Raw genomic sequence first — 18,772 nt, 5'->3', positions numbered from 1 at the left:
AGGTCGGAGTTAGATACAAGTATAAACACGCATCCCGAAACTCGCATCCCGTACCAAAATTCCACATTTTAATCCCAAAAATCCGTAACTTCACGTTTTTAAAATTGATAAAAGATGACTTCTAGCGAAAAAGTTGCTGCACTTCGTGAAGAAATGCAAAAAAATAATGTCGATGCATTTATAGTTTATTCTGCTGACCCTCACATGAGCGAATATTTGCCTGAAGAATGGCAGGAAAGAGCTTGGCTGTCAGGTTTTCTTGGTTCTGCAGGTTTTGTGGTAGTTACAAAAGGTAAGGCGGGACTCTGGACGGACGGAAGATATTTTACTCAGGCTCCCATCGAACTCGCTGGTTCAGGAATCGACCTGTTCAAAGATGGGATGGAAGGAACGCCAAACTATATTGACTGGATTATTTCTGAAATCCCGGCAGGCGGAAAAGTGGCGGTAAATGCTTTGGCAACTTCACATTCCAACTGGGAACTTCTTTACCAAAAACTTAGTGCGAAAAATTTGACTTTGGTGGATCTTCCTCTATTGAAAGAAGTCTGGAAAGAAAGAGGTACGCCATCAAAAAATCCGATTTATACGCATCCTGTTGAGAGAGCAGGAAAGTCTGTTAACGATAAACTCTCTGCGATCCGCCAGAAAATGGAAGAGCAGGAAGTTTCTGTTCACGTTATTTCAAGTTTGGATGATGTGGCCTGGACTCTGAATTTGAGAGGAAGCGATGTAGAAAGTAATCCTGTATTTTTAGGATATGTAATTATCACTAAAAATGATGCATTTCTCTTTACCGACCTTGATAAAATGGAAGTTGAGGCCAGAAAACAAATGGATGAGGCTTGGGTAAAAATGATGCCTTACGAAGAGTTTTACAATCATCTGAGAACTGTAAAAAATGAAAGAGTTTTAGTTTCTCCGAACAGCAACCAGTCGGTTTTTGAAGCTTTGAAAGTTGGAAACGAATTTGTGAAGGCGGCTGTTCCCGGAAATCTGATGAAAGCTCAGAAGAACGAGACTGAGCTGGAAGGTTTCAGAAAAGTGATGGTGAGAGATGGTGTTGCCATGGTGAAATTTCTATACTGGTTAACACACAGTGCAGGCAAAGAAACGATGAACGAATATTCAATAGGTGAAAAACTGAAAAGTTTCCGTGCTGCAGGTGAAAATTTTGTGGGTGAAAGTTTCGGAAGCATCGTCGGGTTTAAAGAAAATGGTGCGATGATGCATTATTCCGCAAAAAGCGAGGGTAGTAAAGAAGTGACGAGTGACGCGAGTATTTTGGTGGATTCCGGTGGACAGTATTTGGAAGGAACGACGGACATTACCCGAACTTTGGCCTTGGGAGCGGTGTCTGAGGAATTTAAAATTAATTCTACTTTGGTTTTACAGGGTATGATCCGTCTTTCGATGGTGAAATTCCCGAAAGGAACGAGAGGTGTTCAGTTGGATGCGATTGCAAGACTGCCGTTGTGGATGCATGCAAAAGATTACAATCACGGAACTGGTCACGGTGTTGGGAGTTTTATGAACGTGCATGAAGGCCCGCAAAATATCAGAAAAGATATGAATCCGCAGGAGCTTTTGGTGGGAATGGTTGTGTCTAACGAACCGGGATATTATCTGGAAGGTGAATACGGAATCCGTCACGAAAATCTGATTGCCGTAAAAGAATCTGAAACCACGATTCACGGAACTTTTTACGAGTTTGAAACATTAACTTTCTGTCCGTTTTTCAAAAATGATATCGTGAAAGAACTGCTTTCTCAGGATGAAATCAACTGGCTGAACGCCTACCATAAAACCTGTGAAGAAAAACTGACGCCACATCTGGAAGGCGAAGTGAAAGACTGGTTTTTAGAACTGGTGAGCCCGATTTAAAAAATGTTAAAAGTGAAATGTTAATAGTGAATTTCAGACTGAACCATTAAGATTTATTTAATATTTTCAGATTATTAAGCTTGTTTCAAAACTAACCGTTTACATATATAAATGTCCTGCATTGAATTTTGCAGGATATTTTTACTTCCTGATCAATTCTATATATTTTTCATCACAATCATCAAATAATACATAATAGTTCATCGAATTGCCGTAATTCTGCAGGGTTATCTGATCTTTATACAGAGAACCGGAAACCATGTCCGGCACTTCAATATCTTTGCTGATGGGTTCGCCTTCATTATCCAGAGCGCCGAGATATTCACTCCATTCAATATTTTTAAAGGTGATGTAATAACCGTTTTTTTCCTCATTCAATTCAATTTCAGCATCATTTGAGAACTCCTGGGTTTTGGTTTTGAGTTTATATTTAAGCTGATTTTTGTAGTAGTATAAAATCAGATTCATCTTGCAGTCTTTTTCATTCTTCGCTTGATAAGTACCTTCAATTTCAAATAAAATTGCGTTGTTTTCCTTAAAATTAATGGCTGATGGCATTTTTTCTTCTGAAACTTTTGTGAGTGGGCTGCCTTCTTTTTTTACCGTGTCTGATTTTTTTTGGCCGTAAAATGTTCTTCTTCCTCTTCCAGCTCTCTTCCCCGCTCAAAGCCTGTAATAAAAAACACCGCTGAAATGATTGCACACAGCAGCAACACTGATATTACAATTACTATTTTCTCTGAACCTGAAAGTTTGGGAATTTTTAATATAAAAAATATTATTATGATGATAAGTATTAAAACGAGTGCTAAAATTCCCATGAAATATACGTTTATCAATTTTTGTCTAATGCAATAGCGTAAAGTCTTTTCAAAAATATCAGATGTATTTCTGTAATCTAAATTACAAAAAATGTTTTTCAATTAACAGAGATATTTATAAAAAAGCGTTATTCCTTAGCCCTGATGGAAGCGGCATCCTTTTTTGCTGATACATCCTTTGTTGTTATAAAACCTTTCTGAAAGCAAAAAAGATACAGCGGACAGCAGGTTCCCGGCTCCTGAAAATGTGGGAGGGTGTTTGGGTTTGAGTCCTTCGACGGGCTCAGGATGACATTCGTTACAGTAGGAGGGTTTGAGGGTTTGAGGGGTGTGGGCAGTTGAGTTTGATTGAAAGTGATGTTTTAAAACCTGAATTATGAATCTTAAATTTTAAATGTTTATTCCGTAATTTTGCAGCATGAATCAGGACACTATCTGCGCACTGGCCACTGCCAACGGAATCGGAGCTATCGGAATTATCAGAATTTCGGGAAATAAATCTTTTGAAATTGTAAACAGCGTTTTTAAGGGTAAAAATCTTGAAAAAGTGGATTCGCATACGGTTCATTACGGGTTTATTGTGGAATCCCCTAAATCCCCGAGGGGGACTTTGCAAACTGCGGAAAATGCTTCGGAAAACATCCAGCATCCAGCGTCTGACATCCAGCCTGAAATCATTGACGAAGTGATGGTTTCTCTTTTCAAAGGTCCGAAAACTTTTACGGCTGAGGATTCTGTGGAGATTTCTTTTCACGGTTCGCCGCATATTGCGAGGAAAATTCTGGAAGTTCTGATTAAAAATGGCGCAAGAATGGCGAAAGCAGGCGAATTTACGATGCGTGCTTTTATGAACGGAAGAATTGATCTGAGCCAGGCCGAATCGATTGCTGATTTGATTGCTTCTGAAAACGAGGCTTCGCGAAAAGTGGCTTTAAACCAACTGAAAGGAGGAATTACGAATGAAATTTCGATTCTGAGAACTGATTTATTGAATTTTACTTCACTGATTGAGCTGGAACTTGATTTTGCAGAAGAAGATGTAGAATTTGCCGACAGGGCAGCTCTGACGGCCTCACTGAACAGAACCGAAGTAAAATTGCGTTCGCTGATTGACAGTTTCCAGTACGGAAATGCGATTAAAAATGGGGTGGATGTTGCCATCATCGGGAAACCAAATGCCGGAAAATCTACTTTGCTGAATGCATTGCTGAAGGAAGAACGCGCGATTGTTTCTGAAATTGCCGGAACGACCCGTGATACGATTGAGGAAGTCTTGCACATTGAGGGAACCGCCTTTCGATTCATTGATACGGCGGGAATTCGTGAAACGACCGACGTTATTGAGGAAATTGGTGTAAAAAAATCAAAGGAAAAAATTGAAAAGGCAAAAATTCTTCTGTACTTATATGATGAATTCGATTCTACACCGCAGGAAGTGATTGAGTTTATCAAAGAATTTTACCGTGATGATTTGAAAATCATACTTCTTCATAATAAAATTGATCTTCAGTCTGAACAAACTGTAAATGAGTTTGATACGCATCTGAAATCTGAGCTTTTCCCAAAATATACTTCCCAGATTATAGGAATTTCTGCTAAAAATAAGACAGGAATTGAAGAGTTAAAGTCTGAACTTACAGAGTACATTCAAAATCTGGAAACTCAGGAAAGTACCATCATCACCAACCAGCGGCACTATGAAGCTTTACAGAAATCTCTGGAATCTGTGAAGCAGGTGGAAGCTGCCATTTCCGGAAAAATCTCAACAGAACTTCTGGCGTATGAACTTCGATATGCTTTGGAATATCTGGGGGAGATATCAGGGGAGTTTACCAATGATGAGGTGTTGGGGAATATTTTTTCTAAGTTTTGTATCGGAAAGTAACCGCCATCAATTTTCCTCACAATGTTTTCAGACATTACATTTTTATTTAAGATTCGTCATCTTTAAACTCTATAGAAGCTGTAGTGTGAAATTTTCTCTTTTTGCATCATAAAAAAAACTTTCATTATATTCGGGAGTTTAAATAAAATTTTACACAGATGTTAGTTAAGAAGAGTTTTACTGTAAAAGGAGTTTTGGAGTTTGCAGGTCATCACCTATGGTGGCTGGTTGCGTATATACTGATTGTGGCTGTAGCATACAAAGGCACTGGATTTCGATTCCCTGGCTGCCGGTTTCACTGGTGGGAACGGCGGTTGCGTTTTATGTGGGATTTAAAAATAATCAAAGTTATGACCGTGTCTGGGAAGCCAGGAAAATCTGGGGAGCGATTGTCAACAGCAGCCGGAGCTGGGGTGTGATGGTTAATTCTTATGTGAAAAACGGTCAGTATTCTGATGAAGAAATCAAAAAAATAAAGACCAATCTCATTTACCGTCATATCGCATGGCTTTAGACCTTCCGGGAGCAGCTGCTCGTTCCTACACAGTGGGAGCATGTGAGTCTCACTCATCATTTTGCGAGAATTGCCACCAGGCGGAGAGATCAATTCGGGGTAGGGCAGTTTCAGGATTATCTGAATGACAAACATCAGAAAAATTACTTTGCAAACGAAAAAGAGTGGGACAAAGCAGCCAACAAAGCTACGCAAATCATCAATCTGCAGTCACAGGATTTGGCATTGCTGGAAGAACAGGAAATTCTCCACATGAGACGACAGCTTGATATGCAAAACATTCTGAACGATTTCTACGATCATCAGGGCAGGGCTGAACGTATTAAAAAGTTTCCTCTGCCGCGTCAGTATGCCAATCTGAGCTTTATTTTTAACGGTATTTTTATTTTTCTTCTGCCTTTGGGTATTGTTGCCGAGTTTGCAAAATTAGGTGAGGCGGGTGTTTGGCTGATGATTCCATTCGGAACGGTTGTTAGCTGGATATATGTTGTGATGGAACTTATTGGCGACTATTCAGAAAACCCTTTTGAAGGCCTTGGTACAGATATTCCCATGCTTTCTATCTGCAGAACCATTGAGATTGATTTGCTTCAGATCCTCGGCGAGACTGATTTGCCAAAACCAATCGAGCCTGTGAATGATGTTCTGATGTAAACTTTTTCGATATTTTTTTTAAAACACAAATAGATTTTATGCACACCCTTCTTCCATTTTTTCTTGCAATGATTGCCGTTATCGTACTGCTCAATATGTGGGCAACAAAACTCAGGATTGCATATCCCATTTTGCTTGTTGTTGGCGGTTTGGCCATCAGTTTTATACCCGGTCTGCCTGTTGTGAAGATAGATCCAGACATGATTTTCTTTATTTTTCTTCCACCATTACTTTTCGAAGCAGCCTGGGCAATTTCATTTAAAGAAATGAAAAAATGGTGGAGAATCATTGGCAGTTTTGCATTTCTCGTTGTATTTTTTACAGCTTTTGCAGTCGCTTTGGCTGCCAACTATTTTATCCCTGGGTTCACGATTGCCTTAGGATTTCTTCTCGGCGGAATTGTTTCTCCTCCAGACGCAGTGAGCACAGGAGCAATCATGAAATTTGTGAAAATTCCTAAATCCACATCAGCAATTCTCGAGGGGGAAAGTCTTTTGAATGACGCATCTTCATTAATTATTTTCAGATTCGCATTAATTGCTGTGGGAACGGGACAGTTTATCTGGCAGGAAGCATCGCTTAGTTTTTTGTGGATGGTTATCGGCGGTGCAGCAATTGGTTTGGTGATTGCGTGGCTTTTTGTTCAGGCGCATAAACGTTTGCCTACAGACGCACCTTCACATATAGCTTTAACTTTGATTGAACCGTATCTTATGTACTGGATCGCCGAGCAGCTTCACAGTTCTGGTGTAATGGCGGTTGTGTGCGGCGGATTATACATGTCTTCAAAGCGTTTGATTTTCTTAAACAGCGCAAGCAGAATCCGTGGATACAGCGTCTGGGGAAAGTTTTGTGTTCATTTTGAATGGGATTGTTTTCCTGATTATCGGTCTTGAACTTCCGGAAATTGCAGACGGCATCCGTTCAGAAGGGATTCCACTCAGCACTGCTGTTGGTTATGGTGTTTTGGTTACTGCAATTTTAATTGCTGCAAGAATGATCAGTTCTTATTCCGCACTCATTGCTACCTTGATTTTCAGACCAGGTGTTGCACCAAGAGCAAGATCAAACAAAATGCGCTTCCTCATGCCTATACTTTTGGGGCGGACAGGGATGAGAGGAGTGGTTTCTTTAGCAGCAGCACTGTCAATTCCGGTTACTCTGAGCAATGGAGAGCCATTTCCGCATCGGAATTTAATTTTGTTCATCACCTTTGTCGTGATTTTATTAACGCTCTTAGTTCAGGGATTAACGCTTCCGGTTTTCATTAAAAGGATGAAATTTTTTGATGAATTAATCCTCGATGAAAACGAAGAATCTACTAAACTTCAAATGAAACAGGGCTTAAAAAAACACGTGTACGAGGTGCTGAAAGATAAATATGAAAACAAATATCAGGGAAATCTGATGATAGAAAAACTTCTCACCCAGTGGGAAGAACGCGCAAAAGCATCAGACGACAGCTGGATGAACAACGAACCAAACAGATCTTCACTGAAATCCTGGAAAGCCAGCGGGAATATCTTACGGAACTCAATCAGGATCCTGCAATCAATGAAGACATCATCCGCCAGCAGCTGTACCAAATTGATCTGGAAGAAGAAAGGCTGAAAATTATTTAAAATTATAAATTCTACCAACCTGTAACCAACAGATTTCGAGCGGCTTTGTCACTGCATTTCTGGTATTTTGAATAGGCTTTTGCTGCGCGGGAACGAATTTGCTCATTACTTTCGGAATTCAGATAGCCGGAAATGGCGTCGTGCAAAGTGTAGGCTTCAGGACTCATTAATCCTGTAGTCCAAACCAAAGGATTGACGTTGGTTTTCTGAAGATGAGGTGTGAAATATTTTTTGCTGTAGCAGGCCAGAATGATTACGTCACGCTTCTGTTGATCGGTGTTTTCAAAGGTTTCATTTAATTGGAAATCCATCAGTCCATCGTGGCCAACGTATGCTAAAAGCTTTGCATTTCCACCAATTCCTATGACGGTTTTTCCGGTTTTTAAAGTATCTTTTAAGTTTCCTGAACTGCTTTTAAGGAAATCAACTGTTGTATTTTTGATGAACTGACCATCGTAAGCATCGGCAACGAGATAATAATTTTTGGTGGAATGTTTAAAAATTATTCTTTCAAGCTTTTCAGATTTTAGTTTTCGGCTTTCGATAAATTTCCATTCCTTACTTTTTTTGAAATAAGTTCGTACGCCAAATCCGCAACCCCAATACAGATTGTTGTCGGGATCCTGACCATTTCCAATGTTTTCGGGAACGGGTACAATCCCCTGATATTTATTGTCACACAATGCCACAAAAACGTGAATGGTTTTCGCATCTGATGTAAATGGAACCGATTTTTTCTCTTCAGAATGTACATCAGAGATTTTTATATTTTTCTTGGTAGTATCGTTGCTGCAGGCAATCAATAAAAAACAGAAAATGAAAGTGATGTAGTTTAATAATTTCATCATTGCTTGTTTTTAGATTTAATTAAATTTAAAACAAATTATTCACTTTTAAGTTTAATTATTTTTCTGAATTTAAAATAATATAATACCCAAATGACTATGAAAATCCATGGAATTATAAGTAAATAATCCTCATTCGAAAACTCCGAAATACTGTATGAAATCACAATTAAAATATAGAAACGGACCAGCGAAGAAGGATAAAAAACGGTAGATTTTTTGGTTCTGCAAAGTTGTTTTAGAAATATCTTTTTGCATTCCGAATTTGTTTTTTGACCAACTCAATTCAGCAAATCAGCAAAAGTCTGTATTCCCCATCATTTTCCACCGGAGCACGGTGAATGCTTGGCAAAACCTTCTGTTCCGGATGGTCTACTGCAAGTCTCCATAGATTTCCCTGTCCTAAAGTAATGGGCTGGGAATCAGACTTTGATTGATAATGTAAATCAAAGAAATTTTCCTCTAAAAAAGTTTCAAATTCATTTTCCGGACCTTCATGCAATGCTTTCAGCTTCTCACGTATTTCGGGAATTAAAATATTCTGAACCGCCTGATCATTCGGCAGAATATCGCTGGAGGCACCGTGATAAGTGCATAAAAAAGTATCGGTCAAAACTGGCGAACGGTCTACATGAAAGGAATAGACGTCAGTTGAAATAAAATCAAATTCATCATCGCGCTCATAATTTTTGAGTAAATTCAGCGTTGGTGATGCTCCGAAATCTTTAAGGAGTCGCAGATCATTTAAGATAATTTCTCTCGCTGTCTCACCATATTCAGAAAGTTTCAGTTTTGAAAGATCTTCAGACGTAATGACGGTAATATTTTCTTCCAGCTGAAGTTGAGAAACTACTTCCCTGAAATCACCGTTCAGTTCCCTTTTCCAGCATAGTGCATTTACCGTTCCGTGAAAATCAGTATCAATCAGTTCAGAAAAGGATGAGACTGTTTCAAAACAGGTATGGTCAGAATCAGGAATTTTCATTGAAATAAATATTAAATCCCGATAAAAATAAACATTTTAATTTTAAATATCTCGTTTTAGATTAATCCCAAATCTTTACAAAATGCCACAAGCTGTTCATTATTATTGATTTTCAGGCCTTCCCGTAAACCCGTGAGTTTTTTTTCTACACTGCTCAAACTGTGGAGCTTAATGTTGTTATTCTGAAGATAAGTAGGGATATTTTTTAGAAAAACACCTTGTGCCAGCAAAGAAATAAGTGTAATGTCATAAGAGGTAAATTCATAGCTGTTGAGCTCTTTCAGGTCATTTTTCACATCCAGAGATAGGTATTTCTGGCCCTCCCAAACCATTGTGACAGCCTTTTTAAGTTCCTTTGCATCGTTTCTGCCTTTTCGTACAAAACCGTCTATCTGTAATTGGGTAAAAAGCGAATCAATCACCCCGGATTAATGTTCTCCGGAAAAGAAAATCACTTTCACATCTGGCAGAATTTCTTTGATTGCAGCAATCATTTCTTTACCGTTCTTAAGATTTTGCTGATGGTGATCGTTGTAATAAAGATCGGTGATGATTAAATCATAATGTTCATTGTCACGCAGGCTCTTTTTTACCTTTTCCAAGGCATCATCACAGTAGAAAACGTGATCTACGAGCGGTATTTCAATTTCCTTTACAGTGCGCTGAACAGAGAGATTGATAACTTCGTGGTCTTCAGCGATTAAAATTTTTTTAAACATCATTTAATTTTTAGGAAATGGGAAATGAAAAATTAATTTTCAGTCCTTTTTCTGTTTCGGTGTCAAAAATAATATCTCCATTTAGATTTTCAATACGTGAAACCACATTTTGGAGACCATTTTTAAAAAAAAATTTATTTTTAATGCCAATTCCGTTGTCGTTGTACGCAATTTCTATTTTGTCTGTCTCTTTTATGAACCTTACAGTTACCTGGTCAGCGTGGCTGTGTTTTTTCATATTAACCAGTATTTCGCGCAGGATCTGATAAATTTCTGACCTTGTGGGCAGCGCTATATTCTGCCACAGTTCAGCATCATTACCTGCCAGATAAGTCTGGGTATTATCATTCTTAAAATAAGAAAATAATTTCCTTATTTTTTAGTAAAAAAGATCATCATCTTTATCATCATTAGAATCATAGGAGATATTTCTGGATATGTTGTAAACGTCTTCAAGGTCATTCAAAGTTTCATTTATGCTGATTTCCTGATGGTTTTCTATTTTTGTCATGATTTGATAAATCCCGTTGGCAACTACATCGTGTACTTTTTTAGAATATTTTATTTCTGTCTTTTTTACTTCAAGCTCTTTCTCCTGCTGCTGGATTTTTTTTCTTCTGATATAATAGCTTGTACCTATGATAAGCAGGATAATGAGTATCAGAATTCCAAACTGAGCATAGATTTTCTGATTTCTGTTTTCACTGAACTTCAACGCCAGTTCTGCATTTTCAGCTTCGGCTTCAGCCATGTTTGCTTTGATGAGTGCGAATTGATTTTTTGCTTTAAATCTTGCGCCGTTTAAGCTGTCATTTATTGAAATAAATATTTTAGTATATTGGCAAGAATGATCTTCATCAATTTTAATTATCTTTCTTAAAGCCTGAAGCTGATCGTCTGGGTTTTTAATTTTTACAGCCTCACCGAGCATTTTTCTGGCATAAAATAACGCAGAGTCTTTATTTTTTTCATTGTAATAATTTGATAAAGCAGAATAACTTGAGTTCAATCCCTGCTGATCATTTAAACTCATTCTGATTTTTAGAGCTTTATGATATTGTTTCGCGGGATTATATTCTGGATTGAATCTGAATTCTGCCGTAGCCAGATTAGTAATTACGCGAGCCAGATTGGCGCTGTCTGAATCCTGAAAAGACCGTTGGAACAAACCTATAGCCTTCTTGTACTGTCCCCGCTCATTATAAGAATCTCCAATATTGTTGTAAATGAAAGAGAGATATTCTTTTGCAGTGTGGGGCAAAGCTTTTTCATAATATTTAATCTTCATAATTACTCAGTCTGGAGGAAGCCAACGCAAGAGAATTATAATTTCTGGAAATATTTTCCCGTACCGAAGTAATTTTGATGTCTTTTAAATACTTTTCTGCTTCTAAGGAAGATTCTATACCACCGTAGTAATCACCGTGATCGGTTTGAATTCGAGCCATATGAAACCTAATGAGTCGTTATCTTTTTTGTATTCTATTTTAGCTGAATTGTAATAGATAAATGCAGAATCTTTTTGGCCGGAATCTCTGAATTTACGGGCTTTTGCATAGCTCTCATTATCCTTTCCGGAATTTCTGCTGATTCGTTTTTTCCTGCCACAGCCAGTGGCTAAAATCAGTAAAAGGAGAGCGGCCAATTTTTTTTCAAGAGATGGTGGTTTAGACTGCAAAATATATGAAAAAGGACAGATTTGTGCAATCTGTCCTTCAAAAAAAATTACGGCTGTGTAAAAGGAGGTGGTGGCAGTTGTCCCGCATTAAATCAAACGCAATGATACTTTAACCTTAGAAAATGCACTTGGAAAAACATGGTATTCAAAACATCAGAATAAAGTTGAATTTTTTACGTTGGATGGTAAAAATCCCGACAATCAGAAGGAATTGAGACCAGCCACAGAGCATATTCTTGAAAAATACGCAGGAGAAAATGCACAGACGATAAATGAATAGTTTGCAGTAAAAATCAAAATGAACTGTACTTCCATTTTAAAAATGACTTAAAAACCTATCTTTGCAACCTCAATACAGATTCTACAATATGAGCGACGGAAAGAAAATCATGATTAAACCAAAAAGGCAGGACTTTGAAGAAATCTATTTCAGCGGAAATCAGGGAAGCTTATTTCTTTCCCGCGATACGCGTGGTAAAACTTTTACGCTCATCATTATTGCTCTGATTTTGGGGATTCTTTTCTTTTTTAAGGATGATTTAAGCAAAGAAAAATTCGGGATTCTGTACTTTGTGAGTTTCCTTTTTCTATTGACGGCGGTTTTTCTTTCTGTAAGTGTCAACAAAGTTTCGCGATGGAAAAAGCAGGTCAATGCATATCTCATCAAACTCGAAAACTGTAAGATTTATGAACTGAATTTTACTCAGGAATTTTTTACCGTAAACATTGATGGGAAAGAAGAAACCAGCAAATGGCAGGATTTTCAGACGTACGAAATCAACGAAAATTATATTGCTCTGGAAGGAAAATACAGCTATATGTTCCCCAAAAAATCGATGAGCGGAAGTGATTTTTCTGCTTTAAAAAAGATGACTGAAACGCAACTCAGCTGAATTGTAAGAGATATAAATCAAAAACAAAAAACTCAGAGCCTACACTCTGAGTTTTTTATTTATCAACGGAAATTCTTAGTCTAACCAACCCATTTCACGCATCCAGTCGTCATTATAAATTTTTGCAACGTATCTTGAGCCGTGGTCATGAAGCAAAACAACAATCACGTCATCTTCCGTAAACTGATCTTTCATCTGAACCAAAGCAGCCATCGCACTTCCAGCAGAATAACCACAGAAAATTCCCTCTTCTTTTGCCAGTTTTCTCGCATAGACTGCGCCGTCTTTATCAGTTACTTTTTCAAAATGATCAATAAAAGACATATCGTAGTTTTCAGGAAGTATATCTTCGCCAATTCCTTCTGTAACGTAGGTGTAGGCATTTTCAAGGTGAATTTCTCCGGTTTCGTGAATCTCTTTTAAAATAGAGCCGTAGGTATCAACACCAATTACCTTGATATTTCCGTTTTTTTCTTTGAAGAATTTTCCGCATCCTGTGATGGTTCCGCCGGTTCCTGCTCCCACCAAAAAGTGAGTAAGTTTTCCCTCTGTCTGTTCCCAGATTTCCGGTGCCGTAGATTCGTAATGAGCAGTTCGGTTTGATAAATTGTCGTATTGATTGACGTACCAGCCATTTTCTGTCTCTTTTGCCAGCCTTTTTGAAACTGAATAATAAGAACGCGGATCTGTAGGCTTCACATCTGTAGGGCAAACGATCACTTCAGCACCCACGGCACGGAGAATATCACATTTTTCTTTAGATTGCTTTGAGTTGGTCACAAAAATACATTTGTATCCTTTTACAATTGCCGCCAGAGCCAGACCCATTCCTGTGTTTCCGGAAGTACCTTCAATGATGGTTCCACCAGGTTTTAATCTTCCGTCTTTTTCTGCATCTTCAATCATTTTTACCGCCATTCTGTCCTTTACAGAGTTTCCGGGGTTAAATGTTTCTACTTTTGCCAAAACCAGTGCCGGAAAGTCTTCTCCTAAAACTCTGTTTAGCTTTACCAAAGGCGTATTTCCGATGGTTTCCAGTATATTTTCTGCGTATTTCATACTTATCTTTTCTAAAGTCACAAATATAAACCTTTCAATTTTAAGGTTTTAAATGTAATAAAATCTTAAATGATACAAATTTTAAATTACGTTGGAAATTTAAAAATAAAATCAATAAAATCAGAAAAAATAAATAACAGTTTCAAACTTCAGTTTAAAAGTCTGAAATTTTCGGAATTTTTTTGAATTTAAAAAGCCTCAATTAATTATATTTAATTGCCTTTACGGGAGAAATTTTGCTGATCAGATAACTCGGAATTATTAAAGCAAGCCCTGAAATAATTAAAATCCCAAAAGAAATTGATATAATAGGCAAAGGATCAAGATCTACAGGAACCGTGCTCACATAATAGTTTTCCGGATTAAGTTTAATCACACCAAAATATTTCTGTATAAACAGCAGAGACAGCCCTATCGCATTTCCTACTGCAAGCCCTGGAATCATGATGATTAAAGTATAATTGATGAAGGTTGCTCTTATCTGCCTGTTTGTGGCTCCCAAAGTTTTCAGCAGACCAATAGAATTTGTTCTTTCAATAATTAAAATTAAAAGTACCATAATGATATTGATAATAACCACAATGAGCATGATCACGATGATTAAAGCAATATTGATATCAAAAATGCTGATCCAATCTTTTATCTGCGGGTATCTTTCCAGTGCGTTTTCCAAATAGTTTTTGTAGCCTACAAATTTCTCTATGGCAGGCATGGCTTCTGAAGAACTGTCATATTTTTCAAAAATTAAACCCATCACGTGAGGAATAGAATTTCCTTCTCTGTCTGCTTTCTTTAATTTCGCCATGAAAGTTTCAAAAAAGCTGTAATCTTTAATGAAGATATCTAAGCCACCAACATCAGTGTCAGACATATTCTGAATTTTTCTCACATGGTTTATATCTCCCAAAACCGTTTGATCGTCAATCAGTTTGATGTCGGTTTTATAAATTCCTACTACTTCAAATTTTCTGTAAATGGGCTGCTGATCTTCTTTTGAGAATACAGTTACAATGCTGTCATGCAGTTTCAGATGAAGGTCTGCGGCAATTTTCTGGGATATGGTTACGCCGTTGAAATATCCCTTATCTGCGGGCTTCGGAGAAATACCCTGTACCAGGAATTTTTTAAATCTGAGACTGTCAAAATCAGTTCCGATACCTTTAAAGATGATTCCTGCAAAATCTTTTTCAGTACGCATGATTCCCGTTACGGTTGCGTATTTCTGTACACCTGCCACCTCTGGGATTTCAGCGATTTTTTTGATATCCAAACCGTCATTGTCAAGAACCGAGGTGTTATAAGAAGAGTTGGAGCGGGTTGATTTTACATTTATATTTCCACTAAAGTCTGCCAATCTCTCTTTAATCGCTTTTTTAGAGCCATATCCCGTAGAAATGGTGATGAGAGAAACGATAATTCCGATTGCTACAGAAAGTCTGCCAATCACCACAATCACCCTTGATAGGTTATTTTTGTTATCTTTGGAAAACGCTATTTTTCTTGAGAAATATAAAGGAAACTTCAAGCTTATGAATTTAGATTTCAAAATTAAAGATTTACTTCTTATGTGCCTAATTTTTTTAGGAACAATCAATTGCACTTTTTCACAGAGCAAAGAACAGAGTGCTTTTAAAACAGGTGCAGATCAACCAGAGCTCTACCTTACGATGCTGAAAAATAAAACAGTGGCTATTGTTACCAACCAGACTGGTCTGATGAAAGATAAAACGCATCTTGTAGATTTTTTGGTTAAAAACAATATTAAAATTAAATCGATCTTCGCTCCGGAACATGGTTTCAGAGGTGATGCAGATGCCGGCGAGAAAGTGAAAAACGGTATTGATGTAAAAACAGGAATTGCAATCATTTCACTTTACGGTCCCAATAAAAAGCCTAAAGCTGAACAGCTGAAAGGTATTGATGTAGTTCTTTTTGATATTCAGGATGTTGGGGTGAGGTTTTACACGTATATTTCAACATTAACGTATGTAATGGAAGCCTGTGCAGAAAATAATGTGGAGGTAATTGTTCTAGACAGACCAAATCCTCACGATGGATATGTAGACGGCCCGGTACTGAAAAAGAAATGGGAAAGTTTCGTGGGAATGCACGAAGTTCCTGTGGTGTATGGTTTGACGATAGGTGAATACGGAAAAATGGTAAACGGAGAGAAGTGGCTGAAGAACGGTGTTCAGGCAAAATATTCTTTAGTGGAAATGAAGAATTATTACAAGAAAAAAAGATATTCTATTTCTGATAAACCTTCCCCAAATTTACCCAACGATAGATCAATCAACCTTTATCCAAGTCTCTGCTTTTTTGAGGGAACCCAGGTTTCTGTAGGTCGTGGTACGCCTCTCCCTTTTCAGATTTACGGTTCTCCGTGGACGAAAAATCTGCCTTATCAGTTTACACCAAAACCTTCGGATGGCGCAAAAGATCCTTTTTTAAACGGACAGATGTGCTACGGAGAAGATCTTTCTGACTACAGAAATGATCTTAGAGAGCTGAATTTAGGATGGCTTTTAAAGGCTTATAAAAATTACAAGAATCCTCAACAGGATTTTTTCCTGAAAAATTTATTCTTTGATAAGCTAGCCGGAAGTGACCAATTAAGAAAGCAGATTACTGCAGGAAAATCTGAAAAAGAAATCAAGGCTTCATGGCAGGCAGACCTTGAAAAATTTAAGAAAATCAGAGCAAAGTACGTTCTTTATGAAAATTAAATTGTGCATCTGTTCTGTAAAATAAAAAATCGTCCGGAGCTGAAATTCTGGACGATTTTTTGTTATTTATCTGATTTCAAAAATTTGAAGATTTCATCAGTCAAAATTCTGCGGTGGGCTGTTGTCATTCTTTCCTCTGTTGTAAATGATGAGCCCTATAGTTAAACCAATAATACCACAGGCGGCTGTTAGCAGCGCACGTTGAAGTTTGTCTGGTTCTGTATTGCCAATGTAGTTCATGGCAAATAAAATGGCAAAAGTAATGGCCATTAAAACGATATGGTTTCTTCCGAAAAGTTTCATAAAATTATCTGATTTTGTACGCAATCATAATTCCGCCTCTGTACGGTAAAATCTCGCTGCTTTTGTTATATCCCACCGCATCGTCATATCTTTTTCCGGTACCTCGCTCGTAACCTTTGTAAAAATCCTGCGAGCTCCCTACGGTTCCGTAAATATCCATAAACCATTTGTCAGACAGCCTGAACTGATATCCCGCAGTAATTCCTAAAAGATAAGAATGCCCTTTCTGGTATAAATCTGATTTTGTGAAAGTCTCATTTTTTTCGTTGTAATAAGGTTCGTCTTTCCAGTAATTCCACTTCTGTAGAGTGTAGCTGGAAGCCGCAATGTTGGCACCCAGATAAAAACCGTCAAAAGCCTGTTTGAAATAATATCTACCTTCCACAGATGCCGAATAATACTGCAGTTCATGACCGGAAAAAGATTTCCATGGAGAAACTAAAACATCACCCTGTATAGTGATTTTTTTATCAACCTGAAATTCACCGGCAACATTTATAATACCTAAAGGCAGAAAAAGCGCATTGGCTTTTAGCCTGATTCCTTTATCAGAATTTTCTGTCTGAGACAGATACTGTGTTTTTGGGCTGTCATCCTGCTGAGCATTAAGAGCGTTCACAGATACCAATGTTACAGCAGCTAATAAAATATTTTTCAATTTTCTAATTTTTTATTTGATTCAACAATTCGTCTGAAAGTTTAGTGTCTTTTCCTGTCTGTTTTGCGAGGCTGTTCGATAGTTCGGCAAAATTTTTGGCTAAATCTTTGTTGCCCGTCAGGAAATAAATTTTTGCAAGAATATATGTGTTTTCTGATGTCTCGCCGCGCATTACAGATTTTTCTGCCCATTCTGCAGCTTTCTTCAGGGAAGATTTTTCTTTAATATGTTCAGAAAAAATCCATGCGGCCTTTAGAATTTCATTGGGCTCGAAAAGATCAGGATTTTTGTAATATTCCAAAGCTGTTTTTTCGTATTCTGCATAGTTGGCATTCTGCTCAAAATAGCCCAGTTTTATTTGGTTAAGTTTTTTTTCTGCAACTTCTTTCCCAACCAACGGCTCAGCTGCTGCCATAAATTTTGCATCATCAATTCTGTTATTTTTTGTGTCTATGGCAGTTTCGATGATGTCTGAAAGAAGAATCTGATTTTTGTACTCGGTATAACTTTCTTCAGGTAAAAACTGAATGATTTCTGATTTTTTATTCACCAGATATTTAAAGTTGGCATCTTTGGAAGATTTAATGAAGAAAAATAAAAAACCTACTTCCTCTTTTGTTAATGGTTCACTGGCTTTTTTCCCGGCAAAATATTTTTCAGAAGCTTTTTTGGCAAATTCAAAATCTGAAGTGGAGTTCAGTTTCATAATATTCATAAGAAACTCGGGGCTGCTTTCGCCTTTTGCAAAACGGTCTTTCATAGATCCGCCTTTAGAGTTTCCGGCGTTCACATCCTGCGCCATTGAAAGAAAAAGACCAGGTTCCATATACCCATAGTTCTGGGAAACCATTTCGCCGTCGCCGTTCAGAAAGAGGTAAGTAGGATAGGAGCGTACAGAAAATTTCTGGGCAATCTCCCTGCCTTCACCTTTTTCCATATCAATTCTTGAGCTGATGAAGCTTTTATTGAAATAATCTCCAACTGATTTTTGGGTAAAAACATTTCTGTCCATCATTTTGCACGGACCGCACCAAACAGCGTAAGCATCGATAAACAGAAGCTTTTTTTCTTTTTTTGCTTTGGCAAGAAGTTCTTTAAATGAGCTTTGGTCAAATTTAATTCCATCTTCCTGAGCGAATGTGAATGAGAATATGAGAATAAAGAATGTAGTAACTAAGTTTTTCATTTTTAAATTAAAAAATTGACCAGGCGAAGATAATTAAAAAATCCCAAACGTCTTAAAAACAAAAAACCACTCTTCAGAAAAGAGTGGTTTAAGTGGTTTCTCCAGGAATCGAACCAGGGACACATGGATTTTCAATCCATTGCTCTACCAACTGAGCTAAGAAACCGAAGTTTTGCACTTTAAAGTCTGGAAGAAAAAACCGCCTTTGGTGAGGCGGTTTTTTGTGGTTTCTCCAGGAATCGAACCAGGGACACATGGATTTTCAATCCATTGCTCTACCAACTGAGCTAAGAAACCATTCTTAATACTTCGTTGTTTTAAAGTGATGCAAAAGTAGCAA

Annotated in this window: 22 protein-coding genes and 2 tRNA genes; 8 read left to right on the top strand and 16 right to left on the bottom strand. The window is 37.6% G+C overall.

All coding sequences use genetic code 11. The features are described 5' to 3' along the window. The first annotated feature begins 114 nt into the window (after positions 1-114). Positions 115-1,884 (top strand): aminopeptidase P family protein, encoded by a 1,770-nt coding sequence (locus ASG31_RS11485; protein WP_056032390.1) that lies wholly within the window; start codon positions 115-117, stop codon positions 1,882-1,884. Positions 1,885-2,025: 141 nt separating this feature from the next. Here ASG31_RS11485 and ASG31_RS11480 read toward each other — a convergent pair whose 3' ends face one another. Further along, positions 2,026-2,442 (bottom strand): hypothetical protein, encoded by a 417-nt coding sequence (locus ASG31_RS11480; RefSeq protein ID WP_056032386.1) that lies wholly within the window; start codon positions 2,440-2,442, stop codon positions 2,026-2,028. Positions 2,443-2,483: 41 nt separating this feature from the next. Continuing rightward, positions 2,484-2,705: a hypothetical protein gene (locus ASG31_RS11475; RefSeq protein ID WP_056032383.1), complete on the bottom strand. Its 222-nt coding sequence runs from the start codon at positions 2,703-2,705 to the stop codon at positions 2,484-2,486. A 418-nt stretch (positions 2,706-3,123) separates the two neighbouring features. Between ASG31_RS11475 and mnmE the strand changes: the two genes are divergently transcribed. From mnmE to ASG31_RS19110, 5 genes are all read left to right on the top strand, one after another. Beyond that, positions 3,124-4,590: a tRNA uridine-5-carboxymethylaminomethyl(34) synthesis GTPase MnmE gene (gene mnmE, locus ASG31_RS11470; protein WP_056032380.1), complete on the top strand. Its 1,467-nt coding sequence runs from the start codon at positions 3,124-3,126 to the stop codon at positions 4,588-4,590. Positions 4,591-4,807: 217 nt separating this feature from the next. After that, complete coding sequence (locus ASG31_RS18960) at positions 4,808-5,104, top strand: bestrophin family ion channel (protein WP_231433745.1); 297 nt, start codon at positions 4,808-4,810, stop codon at positions 5,102-5,104. Between the two features lie 42 nt (positions 5,105-5,146). Further along, positions 5,147-5,758, top strand: a complete 612-nt coding sequence (locus ASG31_RS18955; protein ID WP_231433746.1) for a bestrophin family ion channel — start codon at positions 5,147-5,149, stop codon at positions 5,756-5,758. 38 nt (positions 5,759-5,796) lie between these two features. Further along, positions 5,797-6,654, top strand: coding sequence for a cation:proton antiporter (locus tag ASG31_RS19115; RefSeq protein WP_317038656.1), 858 nt, complete (start codon positions 5,797-5,799; stop codon positions 6,652-6,654). After that, a complete protein-coding gene (locus ASG31_RS19110) occupies positions 6,620-7,369 on the top strand; it encodes a cation:proton antiporter (RefSeq protein ID WP_317038655.1) in 750 nt (249 codons plus the stop codon). Before ASG31_RS19115 ends, ASG31_RS19110 begins: the two co-directional genes overlap by 35 nt. Before the next feature lie 22 nt (positions 7,370-7,391). Here ASG31_RS19110 and ASG31_RS11455 read toward each other — a convergent pair whose 3' ends face one another. The 7 genes from ASG31_RS11455 to ASG31_RS18570 form a co-directional block, all read right to left on the bottom strand. Then, entirely contained in the window at positions 7,392-8,228 is an 837-nt protein-coding gene (locus ASG31_RS11455; RefSeq protein WP_231433747.1) for a hypothetical protein, read from the bottom strand. 283 nt (positions 8,229-8,511) lie between these two features. Next, positions 8,512-9,210, bottom strand: a complete 699-nt coding sequence (locus ASG31_RS11450; protein WP_056032377.1) for a DUF1826 domain-containing protein — start codon at positions 9,208-9,210, stop codon at positions 8,512-8,514. Between the two features lie 56 nt (positions 9,211-9,266). After that, positions 9,267-9,632 carry a hypothetical protein gene (locus ASG31_RS18950; RefSeq protein WP_231433748.1) on the bottom strand — a complete coding sequence of 122 codons (366 nt, stop codon included), beginning with the start codon at positions 9,630-9,632 and terminating at the stop codon, positions 9,267-9,269. 6 nt (positions 9,633-9,638) lie between these two features. Further along, on the bottom strand, positions 9,639-9,929 hold the full coding sequence (locus tag ASG31_RS18945; protein WP_241493139.1) for a hypothetical protein: 291 nt from the start codon (positions 9,927-9,929) through the stop codon (positions 9,639-9,641). 10 nt (positions 9,930-9,939) lie between these two features. Beyond that, the gene (locus ASG31_RS11440) at positions 9,940-10,200 is read right to left on the bottom strand and encodes a sensor histidine kinase (protein WP_410493192.1); all 261 of its coding nucleotides are present in this window, start codon (positions 10,198-10,200) and stop codon (positions 9,940-9,942) included. 108 nt (positions 10,201-10,308) lie between these two features. Next, the gene (locus ASG31_RS11435; RefSeq protein WP_056032371.1) at positions 10,309-11,217 is read right to left on the bottom strand and encodes a tetratricopeptide repeat protein; all 909 of its coding nucleotides are present in this window, start codon (positions 11,215-11,217) and stop codon (positions 10,309-10,311) included. Beyond that, entirely contained in the window at positions 11,207-11,377 is a 171-nt protein-coding gene (locus ASG31_RS18570; protein WP_157844464.1) for a hypothetical protein, read from the bottom strand. The genes ASG31_RS11435 and ASG31_RS18570 overlap by 11 nt, the downstream gene beginning before the upstream one ends. A gap of 571 nt (positions 11,378-11,948) precedes the next feature. Between ASG31_RS18570 and ASG31_RS11425 the strand changes: the two genes are divergently transcribed. Continuing rightward, positions 11,949-12,500 carry a YcxB family protein gene (locus tag ASG31_RS11425; RefSeq protein ID WP_231433750.1) on the top strand — a complete coding sequence of 184 codons (552 nt, stop codon included), beginning with the start codon at positions 11,949-11,951 and terminating at the stop codon, positions 12,498-12,500. A gap of 75 nt (positions 12,501-12,575) precedes the next feature. Here the strand turns inward: ASG31_RS11425 and ASG31_RS11420 are convergent, their stop codons facing one another. After that, entirely contained in the window at positions 12,576-13,559 is a 984-nt protein-coding gene (locus ASG31_RS11420; RefSeq protein WP_056032364.1) for a PLP-dependent cysteine synthase family protein, read from the bottom strand. A 202-nt stretch (positions 13,560-13,761) separates the two neighbouring features. Next, complete coding sequence (locus tag ASG31_RS11415; protein WP_056032361.1) at positions 13,762-15,084, bottom strand: ABC transporter permease; 1,323 nt, start codon at positions 15,082-15,084, stop codon at positions 13,762-13,764. 4 nt (positions 15,085-15,088) lie between these two features. Between ASG31_RS11415 and ASG31_RS11410 the strand changes: the two genes are divergently transcribed. After that, positions 15,089-16,285 carry an exo-beta-N-acetylmuramidase NamZ domain-containing protein gene (locus tag ASG31_RS11410; RefSeq protein WP_056032600.1) on the top strand — a complete coding sequence of 399 codons (1,197 nt, stop codon included), beginning with the start codon at positions 15,089-15,091 and terminating at the stop codon, positions 16,283-16,285. Between the two features lie 96 nt (positions 16,286-16,381). On the opposite strand, the gene ASG31_RS11405 is transcribed toward ASG31_RS11410, so the two are convergent. From ASG31_RS11405 to ASG31_RS11385, 5 genes are all read right to left on the bottom strand, one after another. Beyond that, a complete protein-coding gene (locus tag ASG31_RS11405; RefSeq protein WP_056032358.1) occupies positions 16,382-16,588 on the bottom strand; it encodes a hypothetical protein in 207 nt (68 codons plus the stop codon). Between the two features lie 4 nt (positions 16,589-16,592). After that, positions 16,593-17,246, bottom strand: a complete 654-nt coding sequence (locus tag ASG31_RS11400) for a DUF3575 domain-containing protein (protein WP_056032355.1) — start codon at positions 17,244-17,246, stop codon at positions 16,593-16,595. A gap of 4 nt (positions 17,247-17,250) precedes the next feature. Continuing rightward, the gene (locus ASG31_RS11395; RefSeq protein ID WP_056032352.1) at positions 17,251-18,432 is read right to left on the bottom strand and encodes a thioredoxin family protein; all 1,182 of its coding nucleotides are present in this window, start codon (positions 18,430-18,432) and stop codon (positions 17,251-17,253) included. Between the two features lie 93 nt (positions 18,433-18,525). Beyond that, positions 18,526-18,598: transfer RNA gene (locus ASG31_RS11390), tRNA-Phe, on the bottom strand. A 58-nt stretch (positions 18,599-18,656) separates the two neighbouring features. Continuing rightward, positions 18,657-18,729: transfer RNA gene (locus ASG31_RS11385), tRNA-Phe, on the bottom strand. Positions 18,730-18,772: the final 43 nt, after the last annotated feature.

Source organism: Chryseobacterium sp. Leaf404 (genome assembly GCF_001424145.1).
Lineage (GTDB): Bacteria > Bacteroidota > Bacteroidia > Flavobacteriales > Weeksellaceae > Chryseobacterium.
Note: the sequence above shows the minus strand (reverse complement) of the source record. Positions and strands in the feature narration are given on the sequence as shown.